Origin of the sequence: Arthrobacter sp. BL-252-APC-1A (assembly GCF_009696625.1) — a bacterium.
Lineage (GTDB): Bacteria > Actinomycetota > Actinomycetes > Actinomycetales > Micrococcaceae > Arthrobacter_B.
Map to the genome: position 1 here is coordinate 136163 of NZ_VULS01000004.1, position 14440 is coordinate 150602.

Consider the following 14440-nt stretch of genomic DNA (forward strand, 5'->3'; position numbering starts at 1 on the left):
GACGCTAGGGGTTCTCTGCGCGCAGCTTCTCTTCCTGCTCGCGCCAGCCTTCTTCCTTCTGGATGTACTCGTTGTCAGCGAAGTCCTCAAAGTCAGAGGCATCGGTTACCCGCCGGACTTCCAGCTTCGCGCCGGGGCCAAGCGGGCACCGGCTGGCCCACTCCACAGCTTCCTCCTTTGAGGAAGCCTGGATGATCCAGAATCCGTTGAAAAGTTCGTGGGTCTCTCCATACGGCCCGTCGGTGATCAGCGGGGGATCCTGGGCGAAGTCCACCAGGAAGTTGGCGTCCTCCGTCGCTTCAGCCAGCCCTTCGCCAGCCAGCAGGACGCCGGCGTTGATCATCGACTCGTTGTAGGCGCCCATGGCGTTGATGATTTCTTCAAACGGCATGTCCTTGGAAGCTTCAACGGCCGAATCAGTGGTCCGCATAATCATCATGTACTTCATGGCATTCTCCTGATCTCTAGGGGGAGCGCTCCGTGCTGCTCCTACTATGCCGTCGAACGGGCCGCACGGATATCGACAGCCATTGGGGATTTATTTCCCGAGCCGGGGACGCGCGGCAGCCGGCAGGTCCCGCATAGCTCCCGCCGCCGTCGTACATACGGCAAGATTGGGTAGGTGAGCACAGCCAAGACCTCCCCCGAAGAAGCCGTCGACGCCGTCAGCACGGATACCCCTCCCAGTGACAGCCTGCGCGAAGAGTACGAGACCCTTTCCGACCAGGTCCGGAAGTACCGCTTCGCGTACTACAACGAGGACGCCCCGCTGGTCTCCGACGCCGAGTTCGACGAGTTGTACCGCAGGCTCGAGAAGCTCGAGGCACTCCACCCCGAACTGGTGACCAACGATTCCCCCACCCAGGAAGTCGGCGGCGAAGTATCCGCGGCGTTCGCGCCGGTGGAACACCTCTCCCGGATGTACAGCCTGGAAGATGTCTTCTCGCTGGATGAGCTCGATGCCTGGGTGAAGCGGGCCGAGGCCTCCATCGCGTCCATCGCGCCGGGGTCGAAGGTCCGGTGGCTGACCGAACTGAAGATCGACGGCCTGGCGGTGAACCTGCTGTACCGCAACGGCGAGCTGGTCCGGGCCGCCACCCGAGGCGACGGCACCACCGGTGAGGACATCACCCACAACGTGCTCACGATTGCCTCCATCCCGCGCCGCCTCGAGGGCGAGGACCTTCCCTCCGAGGTCGAAATCCGCGGCGAGGTGTTCATCCCTTCCAAGGAGTTCACCCGCCTCAACGAGAAAATGGTCGACGCCGGGAAGGCGCCGTTCGCGAATCCGCGCAACGCTGCCGCCGGGTCGCTGCGGCAGAAAGACCCGAAAGTCACCGCGGAACGCCCGCTGAGCATGTACGTGCACGGCATCGGCGCCCGGGAAGGCCTCGGAGCCGCCAGCCAGTCCGAAACCTACGAGCTGCTCAAGGCCTGGGGCCTGCCCACCTCGCCCTATTACAAGGTGCTGGACACCTATGACGAGGTCCTGGAGTTCATTGCCGTCAACGGCGAACACCGGCACGACCTGGCCCATGAGATCGACGGCATTGTGGTCAAGGTGGACGACTTCGCGCTGCAGCGCGCGCTCGGCCACACCTCCCGGGTGCCGCGCTGGTCCGTGGCGTACAAGTACCCGCCGGAGGAGGTGAACACCAAGCTGCTGGACATCCGGGTCAACGTGGGCCGCACCGGCCGGGTCACCCCTTACGGCATCATGGAGCCGGTAAAGGTGGCCGGGTCTACCGTGGAGATGGCCACGCTGCACAACCAGGACGTGGTGAAGGCCAAGGGCGTGAAGATCGGCGACACCGTGGTGCTGCGCAAGGCAGGCGACGTCATTCCCGAAATCGTGGGACCCGTCGCCGCACTCCGCGACGGTTCCGAACGCGACTTCGTGATGCCCACCCACTGCCCCTCCTGCGGCACCGAGCTGAAGCCGGCGAAGGAGGGCGACGTCGACATCCGCTGCCCCAACGCCCGCTCCTGCCCGTCCCAGCTGCGCGAGCGTGTGTTCCACCTGGCCGGCCGCGGTGCGTTCGATATTGAAGCCCTGGGCTGGGAAGCGGCCATCGCACTGACCTCGCCCGCCGAACCCGAAAACCCGCCGCTGACCAGCGAGGCCGGTCTGTTCGATCTCAAGGTCGAAGACCTGGCCGATGTCCGGATCGAACGGCCCAAACGCTCCAAGGGCGTAGTGGTCGGTACCGAGCTGGTGCCGTACTTCTACACCAAGGGAACCGCCAAAAAGCCGTCCGAGCCGTCGGCCAACACCCGTAAGCTTTTCGAAGAACTTGAAAAGGCCAAGTCCCAGCCGCTCTGGCGGGTCCTGGTGGCACTGTCCATCCGGCATGTGGGCCCGACGGCGGCACGCGCCCTTGCAACTGCGTTCGGCTCCATGGAGAACATCCGGGCAGCCACCGAAGAGCAGCTCGCGCACGTGGACGGCGTGGGCCCGACCATCGCCGCGGCGCTGGAGGAATGGTTCGCCGAAGACTGGCACGTGGAAATCGTCGATTCCTGGGCCCGTGCGGGCGTCCGAATGGCTGATGAACGGGACGAATCCCAGCCCCGCACCCTGGAAGGCCTCACAATCGTCGTCACCGGCACCCTGCCGAACTTCAGCCGCGACGAAGCCAAGGAAGCGATCATCACCCGCGGCGGCAAGGCCTCCGGCTCCGTTTCGAAGAAGACCGACTATCTGGTGGCGGGGGAGAACGCCGGCACCAAGCTGGACAAGGCAGAGTCGCTGGGAGTTCCCGTACTCGACGAAGACGGGTTCCGCCAATTGCTGGAAAACGGACCGCTGGACTCGGATTCAGCGGACAACGCAGAAGACAATGCAGAGGACGAGGAAACCACGCCATGACCGAAGCACCCGCCCCTGACCCGCTGGAACTGCTCGACGTCGCCCGGCAGGCAGCCGCCGCCGGAGCCGCTGTGCTGGCCAAACGGTCGGAGGCAGGGCTGCACGTCGAGAACAAGGGAGCCTCCGGAGACTGGGTTACCGCCTATGACACCGAGGCCGAGTACGCCGTCCGGGACGTGATCAACCGGATGCGTCCCTTTGACACGGTCACCGGGGAAGAGCTGGAAGCCAGCGTTCCCGAGGATCCCTCCGGCATCCGCTGGTCGGTGGACCCGCTGGATGGAACCACCAACTTCATCCGCAACATTCCCTTCTACGCCACGTCGGTGGCCGCGGTGAACGCCGACGGCGGGTGGCTGGCCGGGGTAGTCCACGCACCGGCGCTGGTGCGCGTCTACTGGGCAGCGAAGGGCCATGGCGCGTGGCTGGCCGAGCACGGGAGCCTGCGCCGGCTCCACGGCCCGGACCCCGAACGGACGGGCAAGCTGCTGGGCACGGGCTTTTCCTACGAACCGGAGGTGCGCACCGAACAGTATGCAGCGCTCGCGGACCTGATGGACGGCTACGCTGACGTGCGCCGGCTCGGCTCGGCGGCACTGGACCTGTGCATGGTGGCTGACGGAACGCTGGACGCCTATGTGGAGCGGGGACTGAACGAGCACGACTTCGCCGCCGGCGCGCTTATCGCCGAGGAAGCGGGCCTGACGGTTCGCCGTCCCGGCTCGCCGGACCGAAAGATGGACGACGCCGAGCGGCTGGCAGCCGTGACCACGGCCTGGCTGGTGCCGCCCGCCTAGGCAGGCCCCGGCACGCCGTGTGTGCGTGAATGCTGATCGCTGTGGTCCGAATGCGGCGCCCCAATGACGTGCAGCAGCTGGTGAAGGGAATCGTCCACAATCCGGTAGCGGTGTTCACGCCCCACCTTGGCCGCCTGAACCCATTCCCTGTCCCGCAGCCGGCGCAGGGACTGGCTTACCACTGTCTGGGAAACCCCCGAAGCAGCTGCCAGCCGGGTCACGGTGATGCCGGGACTGAAATGCAGGCAGAGCAGCAGCTGCAGTCTCGTGGGATCTGAGATCAACTCGAACCGGGTACACCACGCCGCAACGTCCACTGCGTCCAGTGCGCGGGCTGCGGAGTCTTCTGGAGCCTTGCCGGTAGCAGATCCCATGAACCCTTCCCTTACAGATTGCGGCTGCGAAACCAATTTCGGTTTGAAGCGCCCCTTCGATGCCTGAACCCTAGCTGTGCCCGGCGCAGGAATCGAGAATTGATCCACCAATAGCTGCACACGTATGCATACGTTGAGGGGTTTCCCTATGCCAGCAGGAAAGCATCAGAGCAGGACCTTGGCGGCCGGCACCATACTGGTCTGCGGAGTTGTGGCCGGCTGCAGCGGCTCACCGGGGGAGACCACCGGAATCATCCTGGCGGATGCAAACGAACCCGGACAGTTCAACCCGGTTGGCGGTCACGGAGACAGCGGTCAGTCACAGATCTACGACGGCCTGCTGCGCCTGTCTCCCCAGGACGGGTCTTCGGCGCTTCCGGAGCTCGCGCCGTGGCTCGCGGAAGGCATGCCGGAGAGTAACGCCGAAGGAACGCAGTGGACAGTCCACGTCCGCCCCGGGGTGAAGTTCACCGACGGCACGGACCTGGACGCCGGGGACGTCGCGGCGACCTACCGCGCCGTCGTAGATCCGGCGTCGGCATCCGAACTGGCAACGTCCTATGACATGCTCCGGGATGTCGAAGCCTCTGAGGACGGCACGGTCACCTTCACCCTGAAATACCCCTATGCGGGCTTCCCCAGCCGGCTGCTGCTGGGGATTGCACCGTCCGAACGGCTGACTCCGGGACTGGCGGCAGAGTCCACCCTCAACACGGATCCAGTGGGAACCGGACCGTACAGGCTCACGTCGCTCCGCCCGGGCGAAGCGGTCCTTACGGCCAATGAGGATCACTGGAACGGCGCTCCCGAAGTTGAAACCGTCACCATCATCCACGTCCCGGATGACAATTCGCGGGCCCAGCGGCTCCAGTCCGGGGAAATCGACGGTACGGTCCTGCCGCCGCTGCTGGCAGCCCAGTATGAGGGCAAGTCCGGATACATTTACGAGGCCGTCAAGACGGCCGACTGGCGTGGGCTGTCGCTGCCGGCGGACAGTGTCTTTGCCGCTGACCCGGCCGCAGTGATGGCCATGAACATGGCTGCTGACCGCCAGGGCATGGTGAACCATGTCCTGGGCGGGCGCGGCAAACCCGCCCATACTCCGGTGGCTGACATTTACGGGGAAGCCTTCGACCCGGACGCGGTGTTCGATTACGATCCCGAGGCAGCCGGTCAGCTGCTGGACGATGCAGGCTGGCTGCGCGGCGAAGACGGCATCCGGACCAGGGACGGAGAGCGCGCCGGGTTTGAGGTTGCCTACAACGCCACTGACACACTGCGGCGGGACCTTGCGCTCGCGTTTGCCTCGAACATGTCCGAACTCGGTGTAGACGTCACGCTTCTCGGCACGGACTGGAACGTCATCGAGGAGCGGCGCGGAGAAGTGGGCATCCTGCTCGGCGGCGGCGACAAGCCATATGACCTGGACACACAGCTCTTCGAAACCCTCCACAGCCCGCTTGAGGGCGGCTCGCCCTTTGCCAATCCCGGCGGCACCGGAAGCCCGGAAATGGACACCCACCTTGAGGCCGCGCGCAGCACCCTGGACGCGGACGAACGCACGAAGCACTATTTGGCCGTCCAGGACCTCTACATCCAGGATCCCGGCTACGTGATGCTGGCCTTCATCGACCACAACTACGTCCAGGAAGACCAGGGCTGGAACAACGTCCAGACCGTGCTGGAACCACACGCCCACGACGTCGGCTGGGGCTTCTGGTGGAGTCTCCGCGACTGGACGCGGGACTAACCGGTGCCGGGCATCGAAGCCGCGTCCCGGCCGGCGCGACGGCGCAGGCGCCTGCGCCAGACGCGGGTGATCGTCCTGAGGCGTCTGGGCCTGGGCGTGCCGGTGGCCGTGGGCGTCTCCCTTCTCGTTTTCCTGCTCGCCAGCATCTCGCCCTTCGATCCGCTTGCCGCGTACCTGGGAGACCGCTTTGCACAGACCTCCGCGGAACAGCGCGAGGTGCTGTCCGAATCCCTCGGGCTGGGCACCTCGTGGATCCAGGCCTGGTGGCACTGGGTGACATCCGCGCTGTCAGGAGACCTTGGCTACTCCCGTGTGTTCCGCCAGCCGGTGGCGTCCGTGATTTCTGAACGGCTGCCCTGGACGCTGCTGGTCGCGGGAACCGGCCTGCTCCTGGCAGCCGTCGGTTCGCTGCTGCTGGCTGCCCGGTGCGCCCGCCGCCCGGGCGGTCTCCTGGATCGGATCACGGCAGCGGCGGCAACCCTGCTCCAGGGGCTGCCGCCGTTCGTGATCTCGCTGGGGCTGCTTATGGTTTTCGCCCTGGGCCTGGGGCTCCTGCCCGGGGGAGGGCTGAGCGATCCGGGCACGGAGCCAACTGCCGGGCAGGTGCTGCGCCATATGATCCTCCCCGTTACGGCTACGGCGCTTTCACAGCTTCCCTGGCTGGCACTTTCCCTGCGGGCTTCCACCAGGGAGGCGCTCGCATCCGACGCCGTGCGCGGAGCCCTGCTGCGCGGACTGTCCGAAAGGACCGTCGTCCGCCGGCACGTCATGCCTGCCGCCCTCGCTCCGTTCATCGCCGTCCTCGGCACCCGGCTGCCGGAAGTCATCGTGGGGGCGGTGCTGGTGGAGACGGTGTTCTCCTGGCCGGGGCTGGCGGCAGCGGTGGTTTCCTCGGCGCAGGCCCTGGACTTCGCGCTGCTGGCGGCCTTGACGGTGCTGACAACCGCAGCAGTGCTCGCCGGTTCGCTGGTCGCAGACCTGCTGTATGTCTGGATTGATCCGAGGGTGTCCGCCGATGTCTAGCACCGTGGAAGCTGCAGATCTCCGTCTCACCGGCCCCGCCGTCCGGAGGCGGGGACTCCGTGCAGCCGGCACGATCCTGGGTGTGGCTGTCCTGGTGCTGATTGCGTCCTACGCCGTCTTTGTTCCGATGCTTGCCGGCACGGACGAAAAGCTGACCGATTTCAGCTCCGCCCGGCTGCCGCCGTCGGCCGCCCACCCCTTCGGAACCGACCACGCGGGCCGTGACCTCTTCATCCGGCTTGCCTCCGGGCTGCGTGTCTCACTGCTCATCGCTGTTCTCTGTGCGCTTGCCTCGATGGGACTCGGGATGCTGATAGGGGCCGTGTCGGCGGCGCTCGGCGGCCGGACGGACCGAATCGTCATGCGGGTGGTCGATGGCATCAACGCTGTGCCCCACCTGCTGCTGGGGGTGGTCATTGTTGCGATGTTCCGCGGCTCCGTGACAGCCATCATCGCCTCCATTGCGCTCACGCACTGGACGCAGGTCGCGAGGATTGTCCGCGCCGAGGTCCTGTCCCTGCGCAGCCGGGAATACGTGGAGGCTGCCTACCTCCTTGGGTCGACCCGGCGAGAGGTACTGCGGCGGCATTTCCTTCCCGGGACGCTGGCACAGGGGGTAGTGGCCACTGTCATGCTGCTCCCGCACGCCATTTGGCACGAGTCCACGCTCTCTTTCCTGGGACTGGGCCTGTCGCCGGACCAGGCATCCCTGGGAACGCTTCTGAAGGAAGCGCAGTCGGAAGTGATGCTCGGCGGCTGGTGGGCCCTAATTTTCCCGGCGCTGCTCCTGCTGGTTACCACCCTGGCTGTGGCCGCCTGCGGGAAAGGCATCCTCTCCCGGACGGAAGGAAGACAATGAACAGCATCGCGATCCGCGCCGAGGGGCACACCGTACGCATACCCAGCCGCACGCGGCGGGGTGCAGCCTGGGTCCACGCGGCCACCGACGTGGCCTTCAGTGCGCACCGGGGCCGGGTGCATGCCCTTGTTGGTGAATCCGGCTGCGGGAAGACCACCTTCGCCTCAGCCATCCTCGGCATGCTGCCGCCGGGAACGATGGCCGCCGGTGAGCTGGACTATGTGGATGCCTCCGGCACCCGGACCCCGCTGACGGCGGGTCGGGACGGAGCAGCCCGTGCGGCCAAACTGCGCGGGCGGGTCATCGGCTATGTTCCCCAGTCTCCGGCCACCTACCTGACACCCGTGCGGACCGTCGGATCCCAGCTTGGGGAAACGGTCCGCGAACTGGGCGGAGCCAGGAACCCGCAGGATCTGCTGGCGCAGGTGAACCTGGAGGCGCAGGCGCTGGACGCGTTTCCACACGAGCTCAGCGGCGGCATGCTGCAGCGGGCAGCCATCGCCTTTGCCCTGGCCGGCGGTCCGGACGTCCTGCTGGCCGACGAACCGGTTTCCGGCCTGGACCCTGACCTGGCACAGCTGACGCTGGGGCTGCTGCGCCGCGTCGCCGACGCCGGCGCCGCCGTCGTCCTCATTACCCACGATCTGCAGCGCCTGGCCGATTCAGGCACTGCGGACGAAGTCTCGGTCATGTATGCCGGGCGCATCGTGGAGTCCGGCCCGGCGTCCGAAGTCCTGGAGCTTCCGTCCCATCCGTACTCGCGGGATCTGCTCGCAGCTCTGCCCGCCAACGGACTTCAGGCGATGCCCGGCACCTCCCCGGAGCTGACGGACCTTCCCCCGGAGTACAGCTACGCCGAGCGGCTCGCGGCGGCAGCGGAGGCCGGCTATGCCCGCTGAGCTGAGCGCGGTGGACGCCGGATTCAGCTACGGCGGCACAGCTGTCCTGCGCAACGTCACCATCAGTGTCCCGGCCGGAGGGCAGGTCGGCCTCACGGGGCCCTCCGGCAGCGGCAAGACCACGCTGGCCCGTATCCTGGCCGGTTTGCTGCCGGCGGGGGAGGGAACGGTGACGTGCAACGGACAACCCGTGCAGCGGCCCTGGAAACAGAACGGACACGGCTGCGGCATCGCGATGCTCTTCCAGTCTCCGCGGGCCTCCTGCAGTCCCAGGCTGACGCTGCGGCAGATCATCGCGGAAGGGGCACGGCGAACAAGCCGGGGCGGGAGGGCACACCTCGTCGAGCAGCTAGCCGCGCAGGTGCAGCTGACCCCGGACCTCTTGGACAGATACCCCCGTGAAGTGTCCGATGGGCAGCTCCAGCGGGCGTGCCTGGCAAGGTCACTCGCGGCAGCGCCCGGTTATCTGATCTGCGACGAAGCGACCGCGATGCTGGACGCCGCCACCACTGCGTCGCTGGTTCGCGTCATCAGCAGCGAGGTTGAGTCCCGCGGCATGGGGGTCCTGGCCCTGAGCCATGACCGGCCGCTCCTTGATGCGTGGTGCACCTCCGTCACCAGCCTGGCGGAGCTGTCTGCTGCTCCCGGAGAACGATGAGCCTCGGGGCATCCCGGCCCCGCGGGCCACCGGCTTAGTAAGCGCCGGTCCAGGACGGTACGGCGGTTTTTGAATCCACCGTGATCTTGTCCCGGTCCATCACAATCACGTGGCCTTTCCAGTAGTGGAAGTTGTCCACCACGGCGTCTTCCATGACCTGGACTATGACGCCCATCTTGCTGCAGTCGCAGCGTGAAGCTCCCATGACCCGCAGCCGCACGGAACTGATGCCCTTCTCGCAGCGCACAATCATTCCCGGCGCGAGCCTGATTTCATTCTGCATGCCTACCCCCAGTGCTAGACCTTCGTTCCGGAACAAGCTGGAACGGTGCTGTGAGAATAGCGCTCAAATGCTTCCGGCGGGGGTGGGGATCAAGCCGATTCAGGCTTAGGAAAAGAATTGTGGATTCCTTGAGCAGGAGTTGAGCCAAACTTGAGCCTTCGCCCCAAATTCCCCTCCCGGAACAGGCGTCACGCCCCACAGCCGGAGAATTAAGCCCTGAGGAAAGCGCGCTCTGCAGGTGCAGGTTTTCGTGGGTCCCGCGCGGATAATTGATGGAACTCAGCGAGATCCATGGACACCGGGAGGACGCACCATGCCACGTAAAGTCACAGCGGCATCGCGCAAACTGGCACCAGCGGTCACCACGCGTGTCCAGGAACCGAAGCCCCAAACGCCCAAAGACCTGGACACCGCCCGCTTCGCTGCCATCATCGACGATCACATCGATTCTGCCCGCGCCAAGATAGACACAGTCCTGGCGGACATTAGAGAAGTCACCGCCGCAGCGAAGGACACCCCGGCGGATGACGAGCACGATCCCGAAGGCACCACGGTCTCCGTGGAGCGGGCTAACGAAGTCTCCATGCTGGCCGCACTGGAAGCGTCACTCGTTGAGCTTCTCGACGCGCGGGTGCGGCTGGACGACGGTGCGTACGGTATCTGCGAACGCTGCGGGGAACCGATCCCTGAAGCCCGCCTGGAAATCCGGCCCGAGGCCCGCTTCTGCGTAGCCTGTGCAGCCGCTGCCAGGCGTCGCTGACCGCTCGGGATCCAGCCACCGGCGAGGATGTGCCGACCGTCACCACCGGCGGGGAAGGTGCTCCTGCGGCAGATAGAATCTACCGTGGAAATCAACCACCACGTAAGGATTCGTAACACCAATGAGCATTACCGTCCGGCGGGCAACACCGGCAGACTATGAAGACATCCGCCGGATCACCCGTGAGGCGTACCTCAAAGCAGGGTTCATTGAGGCCGACAATCCCTACGTCCAGGAACTTGAAAACGTAGAGCACCGCGACGAGCACGCCGAACTCTGGGTCGCCGAGAAGGACGGAGTCGTGGCGGGCTCGGCGGCGGTCACCTTTGCAGGCCAGCCGTACACGGACATCGCGGTCGAAGGTGAGCTGGAGTTCCGTATGCTCGCCGTTGATCCCGCCGTGCAGCGCGGGGGAGTTGGCCGTGCACTGGTTAATGCGATCGTTGAGCACGCCCGCAGCCTGGAGGGAATCCATGCCGTTTCCCTGACCAGCATGACCAGCATGCTCGGTGCCCACAGCATGTACCTCTCCCTCGGGTTCGAACGCGTGCCCGAGAGGGACTGGACGGTTCCCGGCGAGGACTACATCCTCTGGGTATTCCGGCTGGAACTGTAGCTGCCCGACGCGCCGTGGCACCGGCGTCGCGCGCTGCTCTGCGGTTTGCCCGAAAGCAGCACTGCCGCCGTGTGCCCGGCCCACCAGAACCGGGGGCCCAAACGCCGTAGACTGGTACGGATACCGGCGTACGCCGAAAATACTGCATAAGACGCATGGGAGACTCATGTCTGAGATCAATCGTGAGGCTGTGGCGCATCTGGCGCGGCTGGCCCACATTGAGATGACCGATGACGAGCTGGACAAAATGGCCGGCGAGCTTGATGTCATCGTGGATTCGATCAAATCCGTAAGCGAAGTTGCCGGCGAGGACATCCCGGCCACCTCCCACCCGATCCCGCTGGCGAATGTGTTCCGCGAGGACGTTGTGGGGCAGACGCTGACCAATGAGCAGGCCCTGTCCGGTGCACCGGACAACGCCGAAGGCCGCTTCAAGGTCCCTGCCATCCTGGATGAGGAGTAAAGACTTCCATGAGTGAACTGATTACCTCCAGCGCTGCCGAATTGGCAGACAAGCTGGCCTCCCGCGAAGTATCCGCAGTCGAAGTCACCCAGGCCCACCTGGACCGGATCGCTGAAGTCGACGGCGAGATCAACGCGTTCCTGCACGTCAACACGGATGAGGCGCTGGAAGTTGCCGCCGGTGTGGACAAGGCACGTGCCGCCGGTGAAGAACTGCACACCCTGGCCGGCGTTCCGATTGCCATCAAGGACCTGATCGTCACGGTCGGCCAGCCCACCACGGCGGGTTCGAAGATGCTCGAGGGCTGGATGAGCCCGTACGACGCAACGGTGATCTCCCGTATCCGTGCCGCCCGCATGCCGATGCTTGGAAAGACCAACCTGGATGAGTTCGCCATGGGCTCCTCCACTGAGCACTCCGCCTACGGTCCCACCCGCAACCCGTGGGACCTGGACCGCATTCCCGGCGGCTCCGGCGGCGGTTCGGCAGCAGCCGTTGCCGCATTCGAAGCGCCTCTTGCTCTGGGCACCGACACTGGCGGGTCCATCCGCCAGCCGGCATCCGTCACCGGTTCCGTGGGTGTGAAGCCCACCTACGGCGGGGTCTCCCGCTACGGTGCGATCGCCATGGCCTCCTCGCTGGACCAAATCGGCCCGGTCTCCCGGACTGTGCTGGACGCTGCCCTGCTGCAGGAAGTCATCGGCGGACACGACCCGCGTGACTCCACTTCCCTGACCGATCCCGTTGGAAACCTGGCGGAAGCTGCCCGCAACGGCAGTGTGGCCGGGATGCGCATCGGCGTTATCAAGGAACTGCAGGGCGAGGGTTACCAGCCCGGTGTACAGGCGCGCTTCAACGAGTCCCTGGAGCTGCTGAAGGACGCCGGAGCGGAGATCGTTGAGGTTTCCTGCCCCAACTTCAAGTACGCCCTGGGTGCCTACTACCTGATCATGCCTTCGGAGGCCTCCTCCAACCTGGCGAAGTACGACGGCGTCCGCTATGGCATGCGCCGCCTGCCCGCCGACCCGCCGCTCACCATTGAGCGCGTTATGGGCGCCACCCGCGCCGCCGGTTTCGGCGACGAGGTCAAGCGCCGCATCATCCTGGGCACCTACGCCCTCTCCGCCGGCTACTACGACGCCTACTACGGCTCGGCCCAGAAGGTCCGCACCCTGATCCAGCGCGACTTCAACGCCGCGTTTGCGCAGGCTGACGTGCTCATCTCCCCGACCTCGCCGAACACCGCGTTCAAGCTCGGCGAAAAGCTGGATGATCCGCTGGCCATGTACCTGAACGACGTCGCCACCATTCCGGCCAACATGGCCGGCGTTCCCGGCATCTCCATCCCCGGCGGCCTGGCCGACGGGCTGCCGGTTGGCATCCAGTTCCTGGCACCCGCCCGTGAAGACGTGCGCCTCTACCGTGCCGGTGCGGCACTTGAAGGCCTGCTGGAGCAGAAGTGGGGCGGCCCGCTGCTGGCCTCGGCACCCGTACTCGGAGGAGTGAAGTAATGTCCGTGCACACCATGGAAGAAACCGTGCCTTTTGACGAGGCCATGGAGAAGTACGATCCGGTACTCGGGTTCGAGGTCCACGTGGAGCTCAACACCAAGACCAAGATGTTCTCCGACGCCCCGAACGAGTTCGGTGATGTGCCGAACACCAACGTCACCCCCGTGGACCTTGGCCTGCCCGGCGTGCTGCCGGTGGTCAACAAGAAGGCAGTGGAGTACTCGATCCTGATCGGCCTGGCGCTGAACTGCAAGATCGCCGAATCCTGCACCTTTGCCCGGAAGCAGTACTTCTACCCGGACACCCCCAAGAACTTCCAGACCTCCCAGTACGAAGACCCCATTGCGTACGACGGCTGGCTGGACGTTGAGCTGGAGGACGGAACCGTGTTCCGCGTCGAGATCGAACGCGCGCACATGGAAGAGGACGCCGGAAAGCTCACCCACATGGGCGGCGCTGCCGGACGCATCCAGGGCGCCGACTTCTCCCTGGTGGACTACAACCGAGCCGGTGTTCCGCTGGTGGAAATCGTCACCAAGCCGATCGAGGGCGCCGGTTCCCGCGCACCCGAACTCGCCAAGGCCTACGTGGCAGCCATCCGGGAAATCGTGAAGAACCTCGGTGTCTCCGACGCCAAGATGGAACGCGGCAACGTCCGCTGCGATGCCAACGTCTCGCTGCGCCCGCACGGCCAGGAAAAGTTCGGCACCCGCTCCGAGACCAAGAACGTGAACTCGCTGCGCGCCGTCGAACGCGCCGTCCGCTTCGAAATCCAGCGGCATGCTGCCGTGCTGGACTCCGGTGAGAAGGTTGTCCAGGAAACCCGTCACTGGCACGAGGACACGCGGTCCACCACTTCGGGCCGGCCCAAGTCCGACGCCGATGACTACCGGTACTTCCCGGAACCCGACCTGCTGCCCGTGGTCACCACCGAAGAGTGGATCGAGGAGCTGCGCTCCCGCCTGCCCGAGCCGCCGGCCGAGCGCCGCAAGCGGCTCAAGGCCGACTGGGGATACTCCGACCCCGAGTTCCGCGATGTGGTCAACGCCGGCGTCATGGAAGCCATCGAGGAGACCATCGCAGCCGGTGCCTCCGCCCAGGTGGCACGCAAGTGGTGGATGGGTGAAGTTGCCCGCCGCGCCAAGGAAGCCGAAGTGGATCCGGTGGATACCGGCGTCACCCCGGAACTGATCGTTGAACTGGACCGCCTGGTCCAGGCCGGCAAGATCAATGACAAGCTGGCCCGCCAGGTGCTCGACGGCGTGCTCGCCGGCGAAGGCACTCCGGAGGAAGTCATTGAGAAGCGCGGCCTCGCCGTCGTTTCCGACGACGGTGCCCTGCTCGAAGCCATCGATGCCGCCCTGGCAGCAGCGCCGGATGTCGCGGACAAGATCCGCGGCGGCAAGATCCAGGCTGTGGGCGCGATCGTCGGCGGCGTTATGAAGGCAACCCGCGGACAGGCCGACGCCGGCCGCGTTCGTGAGCTGATCCTGGAACGTCTGGGCGTCTCCGCCTAACGCTCTCCACCGTGCCGGCCCCGGCCCGGTGCTGACGGCCCATGCGGCCTGATGCACCGGA

General features: G+C 65.8%; 15 protein-coding genes. 12 read left to right on the plus strand and 3 right to left on the minus strand.

Features of this window, described 5'->3' with window-relative positions:
• Nucleotides 1–4 precede the first annotated feature (4 nt).
• The gene (locus FYJ28_RS07995) at nucleotides 5–448 is read right to left on the minus strand and encodes a YciI family protein (RefSeq protein ID WP_055240360.1); all 444 of its coding nucleotides are present in this window, start codon (nucleotides 446–448) and stop codon (nucleotides 5–7) included.
• Nucleotides 449–622: 174 nt separating this feature from the next.
• Between FYJ28_RS07995 and ligA the strand changes: the two genes are divergently transcribed.
• Complete coding sequence (ligA, locus tag FYJ28_RS08000) at nucleotides 623–2869, plus strand: NAD-dependent DNA ligase LigA (RefSeq protein ID WP_326831594.1); 2247 nt, start codon at nucleotides 623–625, stop codon at nucleotides 2867–2869.
• A complete protein-coding gene (locus tag FYJ28_RS08005) occupies nucleotides 2866–3666 on the plus strand; it encodes an inositol monophosphatase family protein (RefSeq protein ID WP_055240362.1) in 801 nt (266 codons plus the stop codon). The genes ligA and FYJ28_RS08005 overlap by 4 nt, the downstream gene beginning before the upstream one ends.
• Here FYJ28_RS08005 and FYJ28_RS08010 read toward each other — a convergent pair.
• Nucleotides 3663–4040, minus strand: a complete 378-nt coding sequence (locus FYJ28_RS08010) for an ArsR/SmtB family transcription factor (RefSeq protein ID WP_055240363.1) — start codon at nucleotides 4038–4040, stop codon at nucleotides 3663–3665. The genes FYJ28_RS08005 and FYJ28_RS08010 overlap by 4 nt on opposite strands.
• Nucleotides 4041–4188: 148 nt before the next feature.
• Between FYJ28_RS08010 and FYJ28_RS08015 the strand changes: the two genes are divergently transcribed.
• From FYJ28_RS08015 to FYJ28_RS08035, 5 genes are read left to right on the plus strand one after another with little or no spacing between them, the layout of a single operon-like run.
• Nucleotides 4189–5790, plus strand: coding sequence for an ABC transporter substrate-binding protein (locus FYJ28_RS08015; RefSeq protein ID WP_154578936.1), 1602 nt, complete (start codon nucleotides 4189–4191; stop codon nucleotides 5788–5790).
• Nucleotides 5791–5793: 3 nt separating this feature from the next.
• Complete coding sequence (locus tag FYJ28_RS08020; protein WP_235472034.1) at nucleotides 5794–6813, plus strand: ABC transporter permease; 1020 nt, start codon at nucleotides 5794–5796, stop codon at nucleotides 6811–6813.
• Nucleotides 6806–7672, plus strand: a complete 867-nt coding sequence (locus FYJ28_RS08025; protein ID WP_154578937.1) for an ABC transporter permease — start codon at nucleotides 6806–6808, stop codon at nucleotides 7670–7672. The genes FYJ28_RS08020 and FYJ28_RS08025 overlap by 8 nt, the downstream gene beginning before the upstream one ends.
• Nucleotides 7669–8571: an ATP-binding cassette domain-containing protein gene (locus FYJ28_RS08030; protein WP_154578938.1), complete on the plus strand. Its 903-nt coding sequence runs from the start codon at nucleotides 7669–7671 to the stop codon at nucleotides 8569–8571. The genes FYJ28_RS08025 and FYJ28_RS08030 overlap by 4 nt, the downstream gene beginning before the upstream one ends.
• Entirely contained in the window at nucleotides 8561–9229 is a 669-nt protein-coding gene (locus tag FYJ28_RS08035; protein WP_154578939.1) for an ABC transporter ATP-binding protein, read from the plus strand. Before FYJ28_RS08030 ends, FYJ28_RS08035 begins: the two co-directional genes overlap by 11 nt.
• A 34-nt stretch (nucleotides 9230–9263) precedes the next feature.
• Here FYJ28_RS08035 and FYJ28_RS08040 read toward each other — a convergent pair whose 3' ends face one another.
• Nucleotides 9264–9512, minus strand: a complete 249-nt coding sequence (locus tag FYJ28_RS08040) for a hypothetical protein (RefSeq protein ID WP_055240367.1) — start codon at nucleotides 9510–9512, stop codon at nucleotides 9264–9266.
• A gap of 313 nt (nucleotides 9513–9825) precedes the next feature.
• On the opposite strand from FYJ28_RS08040, the gene FYJ28_RS08045 reads away from it, so the two are divergent.
• The 5 genes from FYJ28_RS08045 (at nucleotide 9826) to gatB (ending at nucleotide 14379) form a co-directional block, all read left to right on the plus strand.
• A complete protein-coding gene (locus FYJ28_RS08045; RefSeq protein ID WP_082413430.1) occupies nucleotides 9826–10272 on the plus strand; it encodes a TraR/DksA family transcriptional regulator in 447 nt (148 codons plus the stop codon).
• 121 nt (nucleotides 10273–10393) lie between these two features.
• Nucleotides 10394–10888, plus strand: coding sequence for a GNAT family N-acetyltransferase (locus tag FYJ28_RS08050; protein ID WP_055240368.1), 495 nt, complete (start codon nucleotides 10394–10396; stop codon nucleotides 10886–10888).
• 166 nt (nucleotides 10889–11054) lie between these two features.
• On the plus strand, nucleotides 11055–11351 hold the full coding sequence (gene gatC, locus FYJ28_RS08055) for an Asp-tRNA(Asn)/Glu-tRNA(Gln) amidotransferase subunit GatC (protein ID WP_091606413.1): 297 nt from the start codon (nucleotides 11055–11057) through the stop codon (nucleotides 11349–11351).
• 8 nt (nucleotides 11352–11359) lie between these two features.
• On the plus strand, nucleotides 11360–12862 hold the full coding sequence (gene gatA / locus FYJ28_RS08060; protein ID WP_154578940.1) for an Asp-tRNA(Asn)/Glu-tRNA(Gln) amidotransferase subunit GatA: 1503 nt from the start codon (nucleotides 11360–11362) through the stop codon (nucleotides 12860–12862).
• Nucleotides 12862–14379, plus strand: coding sequence for an Asp-tRNA(Asn)/Glu-tRNA(Gln) amidotransferase subunit GatB (gatB, locus tag FYJ28_RS08065; protein WP_154578941.1), 1518 nt, complete (start codon nucleotides 12862–12864; stop codon nucleotides 14377–14379). Before gatA ends, gatB begins: the two co-directional genes overlap by 1 nt.
• Nucleotides 14380–14440 lie beyond the last annotated feature (61 nt).